The organism is Actinokineospora fastidiosa, from assembly GCF_014648415.1.
In the GTDB taxonomy this organism is placed as follows: domain Bacteria; phylum Actinomycetota; class Actinomycetes; order Mycobacteriales; family Pseudonocardiaceae; genus Actinokineospora; species Actinokineospora fastidiosa.
Genome location: NZ_BMRB01000003.1, coordinates 550,417 through 568,691 on the forward strand (window position 1 = coordinate 550,417; position 18,275 = coordinate 568,691).

Below are 18,275 nucleotides of genomic sequence, written 5' to 3' on the forward strand. Positions count from 1 at the left end.
GCGCGCGATGGCCTTGCCTGGGTGCGGGGGGTGGGGCAGGGTGGGCCTGGTGAGCGAGGAAGTCGTGCTGCTGGATGAGTCCGGGGCCGCGGTCGGGACCGCGCCCAAGGCGGAGGTCCACCACCGGGAGACGCCGTTGCACCTGGCGTTCTCCAGTTACGTGTTCAACCAGCGCGGCGAGTTCCTGCTGACCCAGCGGGCCGCGCACAAGAAGACGTGGCCCGCGGTGTGGACCAACTCCTGCTGCGGGCACCCGGCGCCCGGGGAGCCGCCCGCCACGGCGGTCGCGCGGCGGCTGGCCGACGAGCTCGGGCTGATCGGCAGCACCAAGATCGATCTCGTGCTCCCCCGCTTCCGCTACCGCGCCGAGATGGACAACGGCGTGGTCGAGAACGAGATCTGCCCGGTGTTCCGGGTCGTCACCGACGGCATGGTGGCGCCGAACGCCGAGGAGGTGGACGCCGTGGAGTGGGTGCCGTGGCAGCCCTTCGCCGAGGCCGTGCTGGCGGGCACGCGGCCGATCTCGCCGTGGTGCGCGCTGCAGGTCCGCGAGCTGGCCGCGCTCGGCCCTGACCCGCTGGCCTGGCCCGCGGGCGACGAGGCCGAGCTGCCGCCCGCGCTGCGGTGACCCACCGGGACGCCTTCAACGCCGCGCTGGCGCACCTGGTGCCGCAGGCCCACCGGATGGGCGTGCGCGCGGTCGAGCTGGAGCCGGGGCGCATCGCGTGCCGGGTTCCGTTGGACGGCAACGGGAACCACATCGGCACGATGTACGCCGGGGTGCTGTTCACCGTGGCCGAGGTGCTCGGCGGCGGGATCTGCCTCCCGTCGTTCGACCTCACCCGCTACTACCCGGTGGTGCGGTCCGTCCGGATCGACTTCACCAAGCCCGCGCGCACGGACGTCGTCGCGGAGGCGGCGCTGGACGGCATCGAGGCGATCAGGACCGAGGTCCAGGCGCACGGCCGGGCCGATTTCACCCTGAACGCCACATTGCGGGACACCACCGGAATCGTTGTGGCGTCAACGGAAGGGGCGTACCAGCTGCGCGCGCGGTGAGTCATGGGCGCGAGCTGATCAACATCCCTACTGTGGACGTCGTGCATGTTCTCTTCTCATCGCTGTCCGCGTACGGACACACCTATCCCCTACTGCCCCTCGCCCGCGCGATGGCCGCCCGCGGCGACCGCGTCACCTTCGCCACCGGGCCGGAGTTCACCGCGCTGCTGACCAAACTCGGGTTCGGCACCGCCGAGGTCGGCCTGGACATCGGCGCGGCGTTCGGCCAGGCCGTCGCCGAGGAGGGCGCCGAGGTCGACTTCCGCAACCCGGAGGACCCCGCAGCGGCGCGGGCGATCGGCCGGGTCTTCGGCAGCCTGATGCCGAGGAAGTTCGCCGAGGACCTCGGCCCGGTGCTCGACCGGGACACCCCCGACCTCGTCGTCTACGAGGTCGCCAACCCGGGCGCGGCGATCGCGGCCAAGGCCCGGGGCATCCGGGCCGTCGGCCACGGCATCAGCCGGGGCGACTTCGGCGAGCTGCTTCCCGAGCTGCCGGGGCTGCTGAGCGCCGTCGCCGCGGACTTCGGCGTCGACCTGTCGACGGACGCGCTGCTGGAAGACGACCTCTACCTCGACATCTATCCGGCGTCGCTGCAGGACTCGCTGCGCCCGAACCGGCAGCCGCTGCGCCCGGTCGCCTTCGCCGAGCCCGGCGACCTGCCCGCGTGGGTCACCGCCCACGAGAAGCCGCTGGTGTACCTGACGCTGGGCACCGCGTTCGGCAAGCTGGAGGTGCTGCGCACCGCCATCGACGGCCTGGCGAGGCTGCCGGTGAACGTGCTGGTCGCCGCCGGTCCCGCGGTGGACGCCGAGGAGCTGCGCGACCTGCCCGCGGCGGTGACGGTGCTGCCGTGGGTGCCGCAGGCCGACCTGCTCCCGCACACCGACCTGGTCGTGCACCACGGCGGGTCCGGCACGACGCTCGGCGCGCTCGCCGCGGGCCTGCCGCAGCTGTTCCTGCCGCAGGGCGCCGACCAGTTCGTCAACGCCGATGCGGTGACGGCGGCGGGCATCTCCCGGACGCTGAAGGGCGACGCGGCGACCGCCGACGCCCTCGCGGAGGCGGCGGGCGCGCTGCTGTCGGACACCGAGGCACGGGCGGCGGTGGCGCGGGTCGCGGCCGAGATCGCGGCGATGCCGGGGCCGGACGAGGTCGCGGAATCGCTCGCGCGCTGAACCTACCCGCGAGTTGGTAATACTGCTAGTCTCCGGAACCTGCCGGTATCCTAGGAGGCTGCATGCGCAGGGGTCTGGTCATCGGCTGCGGCGGCACCCTGGGGGCCGCGTGGACACTGGGGACACTGATCGCCGTCGAGCAGGCGCTCGACTGGGACGTCCGCGACGCCGACGTGCTGGTGGGCACGTCGGCGGGCGCGGAGTTCGTCACCGCGCTGGCCTGCGGGCTCGGCACCGCCGACCTGCTCGACGCCTGGCTCGGCCGCCCCGGCGCGCACCCGGCGCTGGTCGCGCACCTGGCCGAGGCGCCGCCGCCGCTCCCGCCGCTGCCCGCGCCCCGGCTCACCGCCCCGGGGCTGGCCCGGCGGCGCGACCTGCCGTGGCCGACGCGGCTGAGCGGACTCGCGCCCGTCGGACGCGGTGACGCCCGGCGCTTCGACACGCTGGCCGCCCGGCTCTGCCCGGGCGGCTGGCTGCCGCACCCGGCCGCCTGGCTGGTCGCGGTGGACGCCACGGCCGGGGAGCGGGTCGCGTTCGGCTCCCCCGGCGCGCCCGAGGCCACGGTCGGCGAGGCGCTGCGGGCGTCGTGGGCGATCCCCGGCTGGATGCCGCCGGTCGACCTGCGCGGCAGGCGCTACCTCGACGGCGGCGCGTACTCGCCGACCTCGGCCGACCTGGTGTCCACTGCGGACCTCGACCACGTGGTCGTGCTCGCCCCCATGGCCGCGGGCCGGGACCCGCTGCGCCGGTACATGGCCGCCCGGCTGGACCGCGAGGAGGACGCGCTGCGCGCTCGCGGGGTGTCCGTGCTGAGGCTCGCGCCGAGCCCGGAGGACCTCGCCGCGATCGGCCCCAACCCGATGGCGCGCCGCCGCGCGCTGACCGTGCTGGAGACGGCGCTGCGCACCGGCCGCCGCGCGCTCCCCCTGTCCGCCAAGGAGTCCGTGTGACCGACCACGACGTGGTGATCATCGGCGCTGGCGCGTCCGGGATCGGGGCCGCGGTCAAGCTGCTGGGCCAGGGCGTGCGCGACTTCGTGGTCCTGGAGAAGGCCGACGGCGTCGGCGGGACCTGGCGGGCCAACACCTATCCCGGCTGCGCCTGCGACGTGCCGTCGGCGCTGTACTCGTTCTCGTTCGCGCCGAACCCGGCGTGGACGCGCGCCTTCGCCGGGCAGCCGGAGATCCTGGACTACCTGCGCGACGTGGCGACCCGGTACGGGGTCACGCCGCACGTGCGCTTCGGCACGGAGCTGACCAGGGCGCAGTGGGACGACACGGCGCGGCGGTGGGTGCTGGAGACCACCCGGGGCCGGTTCACCGCGCGGCTGGTGATCGCCGGGGCCGGGCCGTGGAACGAGCCGCTGATCCCCGACCTGCCCGGGCTGCTGGACTTCCCGGGCGAGGTGTTCCACTCGGCGTGGTGGAACCACGACTACGACCTGCGCGGCAAGCGGGTCGCGGTGGTGGGCAGCGGCGCGTCGGCGGTGCAGTTCGTGCCGCGCATCCAGCCGCACGTGGCGTCGTTGCACCTGTTCCAGCGGACCGCGCAGTGGGTGCTGCCGAAGCCGGACCACCACGTGCCGCGCGTGGAGCGGTATCTGCTGCGGCGTTTCCCGGCCCTGCAGCGCGCGCTGCGGTCGGCGGAGTACCTGGGGATGGAGGCGCTGGGCGTCGGGTTCCGGCACCCGGCCGTCCTGCGCGCGGTCCAGGCGGTCGGCCGGGCGCACCTGCTGGCGACCGTCCGTGACCCGGCGCTGCGCCGCGCGCTGACCCCGGACTACACGTTGGGGTGCAAGCGTTTGCTGTTCTCCAACGAGTACTACCCGGCGCTGACCCGGCCCAACGTGCGGGTGCACCCGCACGCGGTGCGGTCGGTCGAGGGCTCCACCGTGGTCGGGACGGACGGGTCCCGCTCCGAGGTGGACTGCGTCATCCTGGGCACCGGCTTCCGCATCCTGGACATGCCGGTGGCCGAGCGGGTCTTCGACGCCGATGGCCGCTCGCTCGCCGACCACTGGCGCGGCAGCCCGAGCGCCTACCTGGGGACGACGGTGAGCGGCTTCCCGAACGCGTTCCTGCTGCTGGGGCCGAACCTGGGCACCGGGCACTCCTCGGCGTTCATGATCCTGGAGGCGCAGCTGGCGTACGTGATGGACGCCGTGCGCACCATCCGCGCCGCTGGGTGGTCCAGTGTGGACGTCCGGCCCGAGGTGCAGGCGGCCTACGACGCTGAGGTGCAGGCCGCGCTGCCGAGCACGGTCTACAACGCGGGCGGCTGCTCCAGCTACTACCTCGACGTCAACGGGCGCAACAGCTTCAGCTGGCCGTGGTCGACCGGCCGGATGCGCGAGCGCATCCGCGTGTTCGACCCGGCCGCCTACACCGTGCGCGCCGAGTCAGACCACAGCGATCGTCCCCTGGGCGACCGCGCATAGCGTTTCGGTCCCCGCGTCGTCGACCGTCGAGATGTCGCAGCGGCACACCACCCGGGTCCGACCGGCGCGGACGACCCGGGCGTGCGCGCGCAGCGTCCGCCCGGTGGCCGGGCGCAGGTAGTCGATGGACAACCCCGACGTGACCAGGTTCGCGCCCGCAGCGGCGCCCGCGGCGAAGGTGAGCGCGTTGTCCGCCAGGTAGCTCAGCACCCCGCCGTGCACGAAGCCGTGCTGCTGGCGCAGGTCGTCGCGGACGTCCAACTCCAGGACGGCCTCGCCGTCGCCGAAGGACACCATGCGTGCGCCGAGCAGCCTGCTGAACGGCTGCGCCGCCAGGACGTCCTGGGCCAAGGACAGGTCGAGCGTCTGCATCCCCACCTCACTTCGATAGTGAAGTGAGAATGGCGCGCGGGCCCGGCTGCTGTCAACATCACGGGGTGGCCGAACCAGACCAGCGCCTGTTCTTCCTGCTCCAGCGCGCCGCCCACACCCTGCGCGTCGCCGCGGACCGCCGGTGCGTCGCGGCGGCGGGCGTCACCACCGCCCAGGTCGGGGCGCTGTTCGCGGTCCGGGAGCGGCCGGGGATCACCCAGCGGGAGCTGGCGGGCGCGCTCGGGCTGCGCGAGTCGGCGGTCACCGCGCTCGTCGGCCGGATCAGCGCGGCCGGGCTCGTCACCCGCGCCGCCCACCCGCGCGAGCACCGCGCGGTGGTGCTGGAGCTGTCCGAGAAGGGCGTCGCCGCGCTCGACGCCGTCCGCCCCGAGATCGACCGCTTCAACGCCGACCTGCGCGCCCTGCTGGGCGAGCGCGGGTTCAGCCAGACCGCGGACGCGCTCCATCGGCTGGCGCACTGGCAGGGGTGAGCTTGCTGGCGGTCACCACGAAGTAGTCCAGCAGCCCGTCACGCCACGCCGTGAGGTACCGGCGCGGCCAGGTGCCCTCGGGTTGGCCGAGCTGGGCGACCCAGGCGTCCAGGCCGGGCCAGACGTGCTCGCCGATGGACTCCGCCGCGATGTCGGCGAACCCGGCGGCGGCCAGGTCGTCGAGGAACGCGGGCAGCGGGTGCTCGCGGTCGACGCCCTCGGCGAAGGGCTCCAGCAGCCTCGGCAGCGAACCGACGGTGGCCGCGTCCGGGACGAAGAACGTCGCCACCTTGAGCACGCCGCCGTCGACCAGCACCCGGTGGGCCTCGCGGGCGAAGCCCGCGAGGTCGTCGAAGTGCTGCGCGGCCTCGACGGAGACCACCGCGTCCACGGCCGCGTCCGGGAACGGCAGCGCGTCGGCCGCGCCCTGGCGGAAGGTGAACCGGCCGCCCGCCGCCGCGATAGCCGCGGCGTTGCGTTCGGCGCAGCGCTGGACCTGCTCGGGGTGCAGGTCGACGCCGTGCAGCTCGGCCGGCCCGCACTCGGCGAAGGCCCAGCCGGGGCCGACACCCGTGCCCGGACCGACCTCCAGCACCCTGCGGCCCGCTAGGTCGGCGTAGACCAGCCGGTAGAGCGCCAGCTGGCTCCTGACGCGGTCCGCCTCGCTGATCGGCCGGTCGACCGGGATGCCGCGCCAGTAGCCGTAGTTGATGAACCCCCCGGCGAAGACGGGGACCGAGCTGAGGTCGTCCTCGCCGTACATCCTCGCCCGCAATGCCCGCGCGTCCTCCACCCCGCCCAGGCTAGCTTCTGCGCATGGGCAGCGTCGTGGGCTTGTTCACCTATCCGATCAAGGGCTGCGCCCCGGTGGCGTTGGACGACGGCGAGCTGACGCCCGCGGGGCTGCGCCACGACCGGGAGTTCATGGTCACCGGGCCGGACGGGGTGTTCCGCAGCCAGCGGCGGGACCCCCGGCTCGCGCTGATCCGGCCCGAGGTGCGCGGCGACGAGCTGCGGCTGCGGGCGCCGGGGATCGAGCCGGTGGCCGTCCCCGTGGACACCGTGGGGCCACGGCGGTCCGTGCGGCTGTTCTCCGCGGACTTCCTGGGCATCGACCAGGGCGCGGAGGCCGCGGAGTGGCTGTCGACGGTGTTGGGCGTGCCGAGCAGGCTGGTGCGGGTGCCGCCGGAGCACGACCGGGTCGTCAGCGGCGCGACGCCCGGCACGTCCGGCTGGGCGGACAGCGCCGCGCTGCACGTGCTGGCCGAGTCGTCGCTGGCCGATCTCAACGCCAGGCTGGCCGAGCCGCTGCCCATGGCGCGGTTCCGGCCGAACATCGTCGTCGACGACGTCGCGGGCCCCCACGGCGAGGACCGCGTGCTCGCCGCGGAGGTGGGCACGGCGGCGGTCGCGTTCTGCAAGCCCGCCATCCGGTGCGTGGTCACCGTCGTGGACCAGGAGACCGGGGTGAAGACCGGCAAGGAGCCCTTGCGCACACTGGCGGGATACCGCCGCCACGAGAGCGGCGGGGTCGCGTTCGGCGCCAAGTTCTCGGTGACGCGCCCCGGGACGCTGGCCGTGGGCGACGCCTTCACCGTCACCGCCTGGGCATGACGAGGGGCGCCCCCGTGCGGGGGCGCCCCTGAAGTCCGTCGAAGAACCCTGGTCAGTCGGTGACGGTGACGCCCATCGAGCGGGCGGTGCCAGCGACGACCTTGAGGGCGGCCTCGATGGTGGTGGCGTTCAGGTCGGGCATCTTGCGCTCGGCGATCTCGCGCGCCTGCGCGGCGGTCAGCGTGCCGCCGGACTTGTGGCCGGGGGTGGCCGAGCCGGACTTGGCGCCCAGGGCCTTGCGGATCAGGAAGGAGGTCGGCGGGGTCTTCAGCCGCAGCTTGTGGCTGCGGTCCTCGAAGACGGTCACCACGACCGGGACGATGTCGCCGCGCTGGGCGGCGGTGGCCTCGTCGTACTCCAGCTTGATCGCACGCGTGTTGGCGCCGGTCGGGCCGAGCATCTTGCCCAGGTCGACCATGGCGGCGTTGCCCGCTTCGAGTTCGAGCGTCGCCTCGAACGTCTTCTTCTGCTTCGGTGGCATTTCCCGATATCTTCTCTCTACGACGGACCCAACCGGTCAAGGGTACCCTGCCGCCCATCAGCGCCCGCGCAGCACCTCCCGCGGGACGTCCGCCAGCAGCCGGAACTGCCTGGGCGCGGTGAACCGCAGCGCCACCAGGTAACCGGTCAGCGTGATCAGCCCCACAACCGCGACCACCAGGGTATCGCCCGCCCCGGCCAGCAGCGCGCGGGTCCCCGCGGCCAGCGCCGCGGCCGCGAGACCCGCCGCGAGCACCCCGCCCAGCGTCCCCGGCACCGACGGCACGGCCTGATGCCTGCCTGCCAGGCCGTGCACCGCGACCACCGTCCCGACCACGCCGCTGGCCACCGTCGCCGCCGCGATGCCGGTCACGCCGAACGCCGGGGCCAGCGCGAGGTCGCCAGCCACGTTGACCGCCATCGCCGCGAGCGCCGAGCGCACGGCGATCCGGCCGTCGCCCAACGCGTACGCGGTGCGCGCCGCGACCTCGCGCACGGCCAGGACCGGCAGCCCGACGGCGAGCACCGCGGCCACCGAGCCCGTCGTCGCGACCGCGGCGGCGTCGAACTCGCCCCGGCCGAACACCAGCGACACGACCTCGGTCGACACCACCGAGAGCACCACAGCGACCGGCACCAGCACGGCCGTCAGCGCGCCCATGCCGCGTTCCACGAGCCCGCGCAACTCGGCGCGCCGCTCCGCCGACACCGCGGCCGACAGCCTCGGGTACAGCGCGGCCAGCAGGGTCGCCACCACCAGCATGTCCACAGTGGCCACCAGCCGGGCGGCGAAGTTGACCGCGGCGATCGCGCCGTCGGAGACCGTCGAGGCCACCGCGCGGTCGACCAGGGAGTTGACGTTGGCCGCGGCGCTGCCGACCAGCAGCGCGGGCAGCAGCCGGAGCATCTCGCGCAGTCCGGGATCGCGCAGGCGCAGGGTCGGCCACGGCCGGGCCACGACCCCCCGCACCGCGGGGATCTGGATCACCAGCCGCACTGCGGACCCCAGGACGAACCCCCACGCCAGCGCGGTCACGCCGAACACCGGCCCGGCGAGCCCGGCGGCGGCGATCATCACGACGTTGAACCCCAGGCCCTGCACGGCGGCGGGCGCGAACCGGCCCAGCGCCTGCCCGGCCCCGGCCAGCAGGTTGGTCGCGCTGATCAACACGGTGGCGACGAGCACGACCCGGGTCAGGTCCACCGCGACCGCCGCCGTGCCCGCGTCGAACCCGGGCGCGAGGACCGCCACGACCGCGGGCGCGCCGATCCACATGGCCACACCGCCGAGCAGCAGCACCACCCCGGAGAGCCCCAGCGCCGCCCGCACGCTCGCCACGCCGTCGGCCGCGCGGCCCGCGGCCGCCGCCCGGGCGACCACCGGGATCGCCGCCTTGGCCAGCGCGCCCGCGACCAGGCCGAGCACGAGGTTCATGAGGCCCTGCGCGACCAGGAACGCGTCGACCGCGGGCCCGGCGCCGAACACGGCGGCGATGACCACGTCCCGGACCAGGCCGAGCGCCGAGCCTGCCAGCGTCAGCCCCGCGGTCAGCAGCGCCGCGCGCCGAACCCCCACGCCGCCACCCTATTGCGGCCGCCCATAACGCTGTCCGATACCCGACATTGTCGTCTTTCGCCCTGGTCGGAGCCCATTTCACCGGATTAGCGTCCCGCCACCGCCGACGGCGTTGCCCCTGCGACATCCCGCCGTCGGCGACCGGACGACGCGAGGGCGCGCGTCCTGACCCCTGCAGTCAGGAAGGACTCCAGCACGTGGAAGCCAAGCGGAAGAAGGTGCTCGCGGCACTCGCCGCCTGCGCCTCGGTGACGACCGGGGTGGTGGTCGCCCAGTCGGCGATCGCGGCCCCGCCCGCCCCGGCGCAAGCGGGCCAGCAGCAGGCCACCCGGATCATCGTCGGCTACAAGGCGGGCGCGGCCGAGGCCACCTCGTTCAGCGCCGCCGCGGCCGACGCCGACGCCAAGACCGACGGCAGGCTCGTGCGCAGGCTGGGCACCGGCGCGTCGCTGGTCGACCTCGGCGCGGGCGCGGACCTCGACGCCGCCCTGGCCGCGTTCCGGGCCGACCCGTCGGTCGCCTACGCCGAGCCGGACCTGATGGTGCAGCGCCAGGCCGAGCCGAACGACCCCGAGTACGCCAAGCAGTGGGACCTGTTCGAGGCCAAGGCGGGCATGAACGTGCCGGGCGCGTGGGCGCAGTCCACCGGCGCGGGCGTCACCGTCGCCGTCATCGACACCGGGTACGTGCGCCACTCCGACCTGGCCGCGCAGATGGTCCCGGGCTACGACTTCATCTCCAACACCTCCGTGGCCAACGACGGCGACGGGCGCGACAGCGACCCCGCCGACCCGGGCGACTGGCTGACCCGCGGCGAGTGCGGCACCGACAACCTCGGCAGGCCGGTCCCGCCCGCCGACACCAACAGCTCCTGGCACGGCACCCACGTGGCGGGCACCATCGCCGCGCAGACCGGCAACGGCAAGGGCGTGGCGGGCATCGCCTACGACGCCAAGATCCAGCCGATCCGCGTGCTCGGCAAGTGCGGCGGCATGACCTCCGACATCGCCGACGCCATCACCTGGGCCTCCGGCGGCGCCGTGCCGGGCGTCCCGGCCAACCAGAACCCGGCGAAGGTGCTGAACCTGAGCCTGGGCGGGCAGTCGGCGTGCCTGTCGACCTACCAGAACGCCATCAACGGCGCGGTCCGGCGCGGCAGCACGGTGGTCATCGCCGCGGGCAACTCCAACATGGACGTCTCCGGCTTCACCCCGGCCAACTGCGACAACGTCGTCGCGGTCGCGTCGAGCAACCGCGTGGGCGACCGGGCGTTCTACTCCAACTACGGCGCCAAGATCGACGTGGCCGCCCCGGGCGGCGAGGTGCGCCGCGCGAGCGACCCGCCGGGCAGCATCACCACCCCGGAGAACGGCATCTGGTCGACGCTGAACACCGGCGACCGCGCGCCCGGCTCGGAGAACTACGAGCCGTACATGGGCACGAGCATGGCCGCCCCGCACGTGGCGGGCGTCGCCGCGCTGATGGTGGCGAGGAACGCGGAGCTGACCCCGGCGCAGGTGGAGACCCTGCTCAAGGAGAACACCCGCCCGCTGCCCGGGACGTGCTCCGGCGGCTGCGGCACCGGCCTGGTGGACACCGTCAAGACCGTGGCGGCCGTCGACGGCGGCGAGGAGCCCCCGGCGGGCGAGGTCGAGGTCGTCAACCCGGGCAACCAGTCCGGCAAGGTCGGCGTCGCGGTGTCGCTGCAGGTCAAGGCCACCGCCAGCACGCCGGAAGCGACCCTGTCGCACGCGGCGTCCGGCCTGCCCGCCGGGCTGTCCGTCAACTCCGCCAGCGGCCTGATCTCCGGCACGCCGACCGCGGCGGGCACGTCGAACGTGACCGTCACCGTCACCGACAGCGCGGGCAAGCGCGGCACGGCCCAGTTCACCTGGACCGTCACCGCGGCCAACGGCGGCGGCACGGTCACCGTGGCCGACCCGGGCTACCAGCTGGACTTCCGCGGCTGGTTCACCGCGCTGCGGATCCAGGCGTCGTCGTCGGACGGCTCCGCGCTGACCTACCAGGCAGCGGGCCTGCCGCCGGGTCTGTCCGTCAACTCCTCGACCGGGGTCATCAGCGGCGTCCCGTCGCGCTCCGGCGTGTACTCGGTGACCGTCACCGCGACCAACGCGGGCGGCGCGTCGGGCAAGACGACCTTCACCTGGTACGTCTTCTAGAACCCCGCGGTGGGGGGACACGAGGCCGGGCGGGCGCAGCCGCCCGGCCTCGCCGTGTCCTCAGAGCCAGCCTCGGCGGGCGGCCAGCACGCCCGCCTGGAACCGGGTCTCCGCGCCGAGCAGGCGCATCAGCTCGGTGACCCGCCTGCCGACGGTCCGGTCGGTGATCCCCATGGCCCTGGCGATCGTGCGGTCCTTCATGCCCGAGGACAGCAGCGCCAGCAGCTCGCGGTCGCGGTCGGACACCTCGGCGGCGGGCGCGCTGATCGGCACCGCCCGCGCCCACTGCGACTCGAAGCAGGCGACGACCGCGTCCAGCAGCGCGGAGGGCCGCACGAGCCAGCGTCTGCTCGGGTCGGGGTGGCTGTAGGAGCAGGGCAGGATCGCCATCGACCGGTCGGCGATGGCCATCTTCATGGCGCCGTCGGCCAGCACCCTGGCCTGTTCCCCGGCCTCGGCGCAGCGGCGCATGTGGTCGGCGTCCTCCGCGGTGGCCAGCGCCTCCGGGGCGTAGACGACCCGGTAGCGGATGCCCGAGGCGAGCTGGGCCAGCTCGGCGATGTTGGGGCTGCACGCCCCGCCCAGGTACGGCGGGGCGTCGACGACCAGCACCTCGGACTTGGCGGCGAACTGCAGCCTGCTGATGCCGGTGAGCACCGCGTCGTCGCCGTCGAGCAGCTCCACGCAGCCGCCGCCGTCGACCGGGCCGCGCGGGCGCAGCCTGGCCAGGTCGTCGATGCGCTCCTGCAGCCGGGCGAGGTCGCTCTTGCGGCGGCGGACCAGGGCGGCCACCGACACCTCCGGCGAGACCGCCATGTACTCGGCGGGGCCGACCCGGTTCACCAGGCCGGTGGCGCTCAGCCGGGCGAGCGTGGCCAGCACCGCGGGTCCGCTGCCGCCCACCCGGGCGGCGAGTTCGTCCACAGTCGCCCGGTGGGCGTCGAGCAGGGCGAGGTAGACGTCGTTCTCGGCGCGGCCGAGACCGACGGGCTCCAACAGGAACATGGCGCACCTCCTGCCAGTGACGAGGCCGCGCGGGCCCGTTTGACACGCTCGCCTCCCCGGAGGGGGTGAGCGGGGCGCGGCTAAACTCGCGGGTCCGGGCGGTTTCGGCGAGGAGGGTGTGTGGCCGTCGACACAGATGTGCTTGCGACCGCGGGACGGCGGCGCACCTTCGCGGTGATCAGCCATCCCGACGCAGGCAAGTCCACGCTCACCGAGGCGCTGGCCCTGCACGCGAAGGTCATCTCCGAGGCGGGCGCGGTGCACGGCAAGGCGGGCCGCCGGGGCGTGGTGTCCGACTGGATGGAGATGGAGCAGGCCCGCGGCATCTCGATCACCTCGGCCGCGCTGCAGTTCGGCTACCGCGACTGCGTGGTGAACCTGCTCGACACCCCCGGCCACGCCGACTTCTCCGAGGACACCTACCGCGTCCTCACCGCCGTCGACAGCGCGGTCATGCTGCTCGACGCCGCCAAGGGCCTGGAGCCGCAGACGCTCAAGCTCTTCGAGGTCTGCCGCCACCGCGACATCCCGGTCATCACCTTCATCAACAAGTGGGACCGCCCCGGCCGCGACGCGCTCGCGCTGTGCGACGAGCTGGTGGAACGCATCGGCCTGCAGCCCATGCCGCTGACCTGGCCGGTCGGCGAGGCCGGGCACTTCCGCGGCGTGGTCGACCTGGTCACCGGCGAGTTCGTCCGCTACGAGCGCACGGCGGGCGGGGCGACCGCAGCCGCCGAGGAGCACCTGGACGCCGAGCGGGCGCTGGCCGAGGTCGGTCCGGAGTGGACGCGCGCGGTCGAGGAGGCCGAGCTGCTGGCCATGTCCGGCGGCGAGTTCGACCGCGAGCGCTACCTCAAGGCGAGCGCGACGCCGGTGCTGTTCGGCGCCGCCGTGCTCAACTTCGGCGTCCGGCACCTGCTGGACCTGCTGGTGTCGCTGGCCCCGCCGCCGTCGGCGCGGCCGGACGCCGCTGGCGACGAGCGCCCCGTCGACGCGCCGTTCTCCGGGTTCGTGTTCAAGGTCCAGACCGGCATGGACCGCGCGCACCGCGACCAGGTCGCCTTCGCGCGGGTGTGCTCCGGGGTGTTCGAGCGGGGCATGGTCGTCACCAACGCCACCACCGGGCGGCCGTTCGCCACCAAGTACACCCAGCAGATGTTCGGCCGCGAACGCTCCACGGTGGACACCGCGTACCCCGGCGACGTCATCGGCCTGGTCAACGCGACCGCGCTGCGGGTGGGCGACACGCTGTACGCGGGCAAGCCCGCGGTGCGGTACCCGAGGCTGCCGACCTTCACCCCGACGGCGTTCGCCGTGGCCCGGCCGACGGACCTGGGCAAGGCCAAGCAGTTCCGCAGGGGCGTCGAGCAGCTCGGCGCCGAGGGCGTGGTGCAGGTGCTGACCTCCGACCGCAGGGGCGACGCCGCGCCGGTGTTCGCCGCCGTCGGCCCGATGCAGTTCGAGGTCGCCGCGCACCGGATGGACGCGGAGTTCAACTCCCCGATCCGGCTGGACCACCTGCCGTACCGCACCGTCCGGCGGCTGCTGGACCCGGCGCAGGCGCCGATCCTGAACACCGGCACCCGCAGCGAGGTCCTGGTCCGCGCCGACGGCACGCTGCTGGCGCTGTTCCTCGACGAGATCTCCCTCGGCATGGCGCGCAGGCTCAACCCGGACCTCGCCCTCGACGACAGCCTGGTGGACAACGCCGACGACCAAGCGTGACGATCACGGGACCCGCAGCGACCACCCTGCTACCGTTGGATCACCAGCACACCGTCGCGGGGAGCCCTCCATGGACCCGATCCTGGTCGATGTCGCCGCCGCCCTCGCGGCCCGCTCGGCCACCTCGCTCTACGACACGGTCAAGGCCTGGTTCACCCGCGGCGGCCGCCAGGCCGACGTGCTGGAGGCCGCCGAGGGCGCCGCGCCCGACTCCCCCGAGGTGGCGGCCCTGGCCGAGGAGCTGGCCAGGGCCGAGGCCGACGACCCGGAGTTCGCCGACGCCCTGCGCGCGGAGTGGGAGGCCGCCCGGGACGACCCGGCCGCAGGCGGCGGCGTGTCCAACCGGATCACCGGCACCGTGACCGGGAACGTCCTGCAGATGAAGGACAACAACGGCACCATCAGCTTCGGCTCGTGATCAGCGCGGGCCCGCCTCCGGCGGCCGCGCGCCCCGGCCCGCGAACGCCAGGGCGGCCGTCGACCCGGCGATGACGAGGACCGCGATCCCGGTGACCACGTCGGCGTCGCCGCGGTAGCCGAACACCGACGGCGCGGCGATCAGCCAGAGCGCGAGCAGGGCTTGCGCGACGCCGGTCCACGGCGTCGACGCGGGCCGCAGCACGCGGGGCACGGCCGTGGCCACCAGCAGCAGGCCCACCACCACGTCGTTCCACGGCGGGTAGTCGAGCACGAAGGGCGCCGCGAGCAGCCAGAGCCCGGCCAGCAGCACCAGGGCGTTGGCCGCCCGCGCGCCCCAGCCGGGCGCGTGCCTGCGCTGGGACAGCAGCGCCCGGTCGACCAGCGGGGCGTCGGCCGACGCCCACGGGGTCGTCGGGGTGCGGTCTGCGGTGCGGGCGGGGTCCAGGGTCTCCCCGGCCGCGTCGCGGCGGGGGTCGTCGTCGGGGATCACGGCCGCAGCAGCACCTTCACCGCGCCGTCGCGCTTCTTCTGGAACATCTCGTAGGCCGCGGGCGCCTCCGACAGCGGCAGGTGGTGGGTGGCGAAGTCGTCCACGCCGAGCGGGTCGTCGTCGGTGAGCAGCGGGAGGATGTCCGGGACCCAGCGCAGGACGTTGGCCTGGCCCATGCGCAGCTGGATCTGCTTGTCGAACAGGGTGAGCATCGGCAGCGGGTCGGCCATGCCGCCGTACACCCCGACCACGGAGATCGTGCCGCCGCGGCGGACGACGTCGATCGCCAGGCGCAGCGCGTGCAGGCGGTCCACGCCCGCGGTCTTCATGAACCCCGCCGCCATCCGGTCGGGCAGCAGGCCGGTGGCCTTCTGCGCCAGCTCGGCGACCGGGGAGCCGTGCGCCTCCATGCCGACGGCGTCGATCACCGCGTCCGGTCCGCGCCCTCCGGTGCGCGAGCGGATCTCGTCGGCGATGCCGGAGCCGAGGGCGCGCAGGTTGAGCGTGTCCACGCCGCGCGCTGCCGCCCGCTCCAGCCGCTCGGGCACCAGGTCCACCCCGATCACGGTCTCCACGCCGCGGTGGCGGGCGATCCGGGCGCACATGTCGCCGATCGGGCCGAGGCCGAGCACGACGAGGCTGCCGCCCGGCGGGACGGCGGCGTACTCCACGGCCTGCCACGACGTGGGCAGCACGTCGGAGAGGTAGACGAAGCGGTCGTCCGGCGGACCGTCCGGGACCTTGATCGGCAGGGTGTTGCCGAAGGGGACCCGCAGGTACTCGGCCTGGCCGCCGGGGACCTGGCCGTACAGCTTGGTGTAGCCGAACAGCGCGGCGCCGCTGCCCTGCGAGCGCACCTGCGTGGTCTCGCACTGCGACTGCAGGCCCTGCCCGCACATCGCGCAGGTCCCGCAGGAGACGTTGAACGGCACCACGACCCGGTCGCCGACCGAGAGCGCGGTGACCGCGGAGCCCACCTCCTCGACCACGCCCATCGGCTCGTGGCCGAGGATGTCGCCTTCGTCGAGGAACGGGCCGAGGACCTCGTACAGGTGCAGGTCCGAACCGCAGAGCCCGGTCGAGGTGACCCGCACGATGACATCGGTCGGCTCGGTGATGACGGGATCGGGGACGGTGTCCACGCGGACGTCGCGGCGGCCGTGCCAGGTGAGTGCCTTCATAGTCGGTCGGATTGCCTGACCGCCATGCGGGGAAACCAGGTTTTGCCGCCCCCACCCGGGGGCATTACCGGGATGTCTCTCGCATTCCCCACCGAGGAGTGGTCACCGTGTCCGCCGATTTCGACCCCGATGGCGTGCCATCGGCAGGCGCCATCGTCACCTTCGTGCGTCGCGGTTCCCCCGTCCCCGAGCCCATCGGGTCGGGCGTCGTCGTCGGGCCGGTGTACCCGGACCTCGACACCGGCCGCTGGTGGGTCGGCGTGCGCCTGCCCGCCGACCGTCCCGGCCAGGCGCCCGGGGTGGACCTCATCGACGCCGAGTCCATCGTGGACAGCATCCCGCCGAGGTGGGAGAAGCCGGTCTGGTAGCGCCGGGCCCGCCAGCGGCGCCGGGGACGTCCCCGGCGCCGCTCACACACGCGCGTCCAGCCGTCCGTATCAGTCGTCGAGGTGGTCGCCGGTGAGCCTGCGGTAGCCCTTCGCGCCCGCCCGGTCGACCGCCGCCTTCACCACGCCGAACAGCGCGCCCTGCAGCATCGCCGCGACGAGGACCTGTTTGGTGCTGTGGTCGGGCGAGGTCGCCTCGGGCGCCTCCTCCTGGCCCGACACCACCTTCCACAGCCGTTTGAACAGCACGCCTGCCAGCAGGCCGCCGAGCACGCCGGAGAGCAGGCTGAGCGGCCGGTACAAGAGCTTCACCATGCCCTCCTACTACCCAGGCCGCGCTCTCCGCGAAACCGAGCCCCTTGTGATCACGCTGTCGGCGGAGCATGCTGATGCCGCTTGGGAGCGCTCCCAAGCGACCGATGAGGAGCATGCCCGTGAGACGACAGCAATGGCTGGCCGCCGTGACCGCGGCCCTGGCACTCGGCGCGGTGGTGACGGCCGGGAGCGCGCAGGCCGCCCCGCCGCACCTGCCCAGGGGCACGCAGTTCTACGTCGAGCCGGACAGCAACGCCGCCCGCCAGGCCGAGGTGTACCTGGCCGAGGGCCGCACGGCCGACGCGGAGCTGATGGCGGCGATGGCCGCGCAGCCGCAGGCCATCTGGTTCACCACCGCGGGCGCGGACAAGGTGCGCGCCGACGTCCGCGCCGTGGTCGAGGCCGCCCGCGCGCAGCACCAGGTGCCCGTGCTGGTGGCGTACTTCGTGCCCTACCGCGACTGCTCGCAGTGGTCAGCGGGCGGCGCGCGCAGCGAGCAGGAGTACAAGGAGTGGATCGACGCCTTCGCCGAGGGGATCGGCGACCACAAGGCCGTCGTGATCGTCGAGCCGGACGGCCTCGCGCTGCTGACCAGCGAGCCGTGGTGCACGATCGGCCCCGATGACGAGCTGGTCCCGCAGCGGTTCCGGGAGATCAGCCACGCGGTGACCGCGCTCAAGCGCGGCAAGCACACCAAGGTCTACCTCGATGCGGGCCACAGCGCCTGGCAGGCGCTCAACGACTACGACGCTGGCTACGGCGAGCCCCGCCAGCAGCTGGGCATCGTCAACCGCCTGCGCCTCGGCAACATCGCCGAGGCCGACGGGTTCGCGCTCAACACGTCGAACTACCGGTTCACCGAGGACCTGGTGCAGTACGGCACGCGCGTGTCCAAGTGCCTCTACCTGCGCGAACGCGGCGCGGAGTCGTGCCCGTCCGCCGAGGAGCTCGACGCGACGCGGGTGCACCCCGTCCGCATGAAGCACTTCGTCCTCGACACCTCCCGCAACGGCCGGGGCCACTACACCCCGGGCGATGGCGAGACCGACTGGTGCAACCCGCCGGGCCGCGGCCTGGGCGAGCGGCCGACGGCGAACACCGGCATCCCGCTGGTGGACGCGTTCGTCTGGACCAAGCGCCCCGGCGAGTCCGACGGCGAGTGCCAGGGCGGGCCGCCCGCCGGGCGCTGGTGGCCGGAGCAGGCCCTGGAGCTGGCCAGGCTGGCCGAGCCGCCACTGCGCTGAGGTCACCCGATCGGCGGCGACGGATGTAGTACACCTGCTATCGTCCGCAGCATGAGAACTACCGATGTCGCCGCCGACCGGGTGCGGCAGGGGGAACCGGTAGCAGGCGTCGCGGTGCGGGT

General features: G+C 74.1%; 20 protein-coding genes. 12 read left to right on the forward strand and 8 right to left on the reverse strand.

The window, feature by feature from the left end; translation table 11 throughout:
• Positions 1-7: 7 nt before the first annotated feature.
• From idi to IEY98_RS33160, 5 genes are all read left to right on the forward strand, one after another.
• Entirely contained in the window at positions 8-628 is a 621-nt protein-coding gene (idi, locus tag IEY98_RS21525) for an isopentenyl-diphosphate Delta-isomerase (RefSeq protein ID WP_189212511.1), read from the forward strand.
• Complete coding sequence (locus IEY98_RS21530; RefSeq protein WP_189212361.1) at positions 625-1,059, forward strand: YiiD C-terminal domain-containing protein; 435 nt, start codon at positions 625-627, stop codon at positions 1,057-1,059. Before idi ends, IEY98_RS21530 begins: the two co-directional genes overlap by 4 nt.
• A 41-nt stretch (positions 1,060-1,100) precedes the next feature.
• On the forward strand, positions 1,101-2,237 hold the full coding sequence (locus IEY98_RS21535; RefSeq protein ID WP_189212362.1) for a glycosyltransferase: 1,137 nt from the start codon (positions 1,101-1,103) through the stop codon (positions 2,235-2,237).
• 62 nt (positions 2,238-2,299) lie between these two features.
• Positions 2,300-3,187, forward strand: coding sequence for a patatin-like phospholipase family protein (locus tag IEY98_RS21540; protein ID WP_189212363.1), 888 nt, complete (start codon positions 2,300-2,302; stop codon positions 3,185-3,187).
• Complete coding sequence (locus tag IEY98_RS33160; protein ID WP_189212364.1) at positions 3,184-4,674, forward strand: flavin-containing monooxygenase; 1,491 nt, start codon at positions 3,184-3,186, stop codon at positions 4,672-4,674. The genes IEY98_RS21540 and IEY98_RS33160 overlap by 4 nt, the downstream gene beginning before the upstream one ends.
• On the opposite strand, the gene IEY98_RS21550 is transcribed toward IEY98_RS33160, so the two are convergent.
• Entirely contained in the window at positions 4,636-5,046 is a 411-nt protein-coding gene (locus IEY98_RS21550; protein ID WP_189212365.1) for a PaaI family thioesterase, read from the reverse strand. The two genes, IEY98_RS33160 and IEY98_RS21550, sit on opposite strands and share 39 nt — an antisense overlap.
• 65 nt (positions 5,047-5,111) lie before the next feature.
• On the opposite strand from IEY98_RS21550, the gene IEY98_RS21555 reads away from it, so the two are divergent.
• Positions 5,112-5,537, forward strand: coding sequence for a MarR family winged helix-turn-helix transcriptional regulator (locus tag IEY98_RS21555; protein WP_189212366.1), 426 nt, complete (start codon positions 5,112-5,114; stop codon positions 5,535-5,537).
• Here IEY98_RS21555 and IEY98_RS21560 read toward each other — a convergent pair.
• Positions 5,488-6,330 carry a class I SAM-dependent methyltransferase gene (locus IEY98_RS21560; RefSeq protein ID WP_229787148.1) on the reverse strand — a complete coding sequence of 281 codons (843 nt, stop codon included), beginning with the start codon at positions 6,328-6,330 and terminating at the stop codon, positions 5,488-5,490. The genes IEY98_RS21555 and IEY98_RS21560 overlap by 50 nt on opposite strands.
• Before the next feature lie 23 nt (positions 6,331-6,353).
• On the opposite strand from IEY98_RS21560, the gene IEY98_RS21565 reads away from it, so the two are divergent.
• Entirely contained in the window at positions 6,354-7,151 is a 798-nt protein-coding gene (locus IEY98_RS21565) for an MOSC domain-containing protein (RefSeq protein WP_189212367.1), read from the forward strand.
• A 52-nt stretch (positions 7,152-7,203) separates the two neighbouring features.
• On the opposite strand, the gene IEY98_RS21570 is transcribed toward IEY98_RS21565, so the two are convergent.
• Positions 7,204-7,632: an uL11 family ribosomal protein gene (locus IEY98_RS21570; RefSeq protein ID WP_189212368.1), complete on the reverse strand. Its 429-nt coding sequence runs from the start codon at positions 7,630-7,632 to the stop codon at positions 7,204-7,206.
• A gap of 57 nt (positions 7,633-7,689) precedes the next feature.
• On the reverse strand, positions 7,690-9,207 hold the full coding sequence (gene murJ, locus IEY98_RS21575) for a murein biosynthesis integral membrane protein MurJ (protein WP_189212369.1): 1,518 nt from the start codon (positions 9,205-9,207) through the stop codon (positions 7,690-7,692).
• Positions 9,208-9,404: 197 nt separating this feature from the next.
• Between murJ and IEY98_RS21580 the strand changes: the two genes are divergently transcribed.
• Entirely contained in the window at positions 9,405-11,387 is a 1,983-nt protein-coding gene (locus IEY98_RS21580) for a S8 family serine peptidase (protein WP_189212370.1), read from the forward strand.
• A gap of 60 nt (positions 11,388-11,447) precedes the next feature.
• On the opposite strand, the gene IEY98_RS21585 is transcribed toward IEY98_RS21580, so the two are convergent.
• On the reverse strand, positions 11,448-12,392 hold the full coding sequence (locus tag IEY98_RS21585) for a helix-turn-helix transcriptional regulator (RefSeq protein ID WP_189212371.1): 945 nt from the start codon (positions 12,390-12,392) through the stop codon (positions 11,448-11,450).
• Positions 12,393-12,512: 120 nt separating this feature from the next.
• On the opposite strand from IEY98_RS21585, the gene IEY98_RS21590 reads away from it, so the two are divergent.
• Together IEY98_RS21590 and IEY98_RS21595 are read left to right on the forward strand one after the other, a co-directional pair.
• A complete protein-coding gene (locus IEY98_RS21590; RefSeq protein ID WP_189212372.1) occupies positions 12,513-14,117 on the forward strand; it encodes a peptide chain release factor 3 in 1,605 nt (534 codons plus the stop codon).
• 70 nt (positions 14,118-14,187) lie between these two features.
• Positions 14,188-14,535 (forward strand): hypothetical protein, encoded by a 348-nt coding sequence (locus IEY98_RS21595; RefSeq protein WP_189212373.1) that lies wholly within the window; start codon positions 14,188-14,190, stop codon positions 14,533-14,535.
• On the opposite strand, the gene IEY98_RS21600 is transcribed toward IEY98_RS21595, so the two are convergent.
• On the reverse strand, positions 14,536-15,027 hold the full coding sequence (locus IEY98_RS21600) for an SPW repeat domain-containing protein (protein WP_189212374.1): 492 nt from the start codon (positions 15,025-15,027) through the stop codon (positions 14,536-14,538).
• Positions 15,024-16,208 carry a zinc-dependent alcohol dehydrogenase gene (locus tag IEY98_RS21605; RefSeq protein WP_189212375.1) on the reverse strand — a complete coding sequence of 395 codons (1,185 nt, stop codon included), beginning with the start codon at positions 16,206-16,208 and terminating at the stop codon, positions 15,024-15,026. Before IEY98_RS21605 ends, IEY98_RS21600 begins: the two co-directional genes overlap by 4 nt.
• A gap of 107 nt (positions 16,209-16,315) precedes the next feature.
• On the opposite strand from IEY98_RS21605, the gene IEY98_RS21610 reads away from it, so the two are divergent.
• Entirely contained in the window at positions 16,316-16,576 is a 261-nt protein-coding gene (locus IEY98_RS21610; protein ID WP_189212376.1) for a hypothetical protein, read from the forward strand.
• 69 nt (positions 16,577-16,645) lie between these two features.
• Here the strand turns inward: IEY98_RS21610 and IEY98_RS21615 are convergent, their stop codons facing one another.
• Positions 16,646-16,906, reverse strand: a complete 261-nt coding sequence (locus IEY98_RS21615; RefSeq protein WP_444541829.1) for a DUF4235 domain-containing protein — start codon at positions 16,904-16,906, stop codon at positions 16,646-16,648.
• Positions 16,907-17,028: 122 nt separating this feature from the next.
• Here IEY98_RS21615 and IEY98_RS21620 point away from each other — a divergent pair, with 122 nt between their 5' ends.
• On the forward strand, positions 17,029-18,153 hold the full coding sequence (locus IEY98_RS21620) for a glycoside hydrolase family 6 protein (RefSeq protein WP_229787150.1): 1,125 nt from the start codon (positions 17,029-17,031) through the stop codon (positions 18,151-18,153).
• Positions 18,154-18,275: the final 122 nt, after the last annotated feature.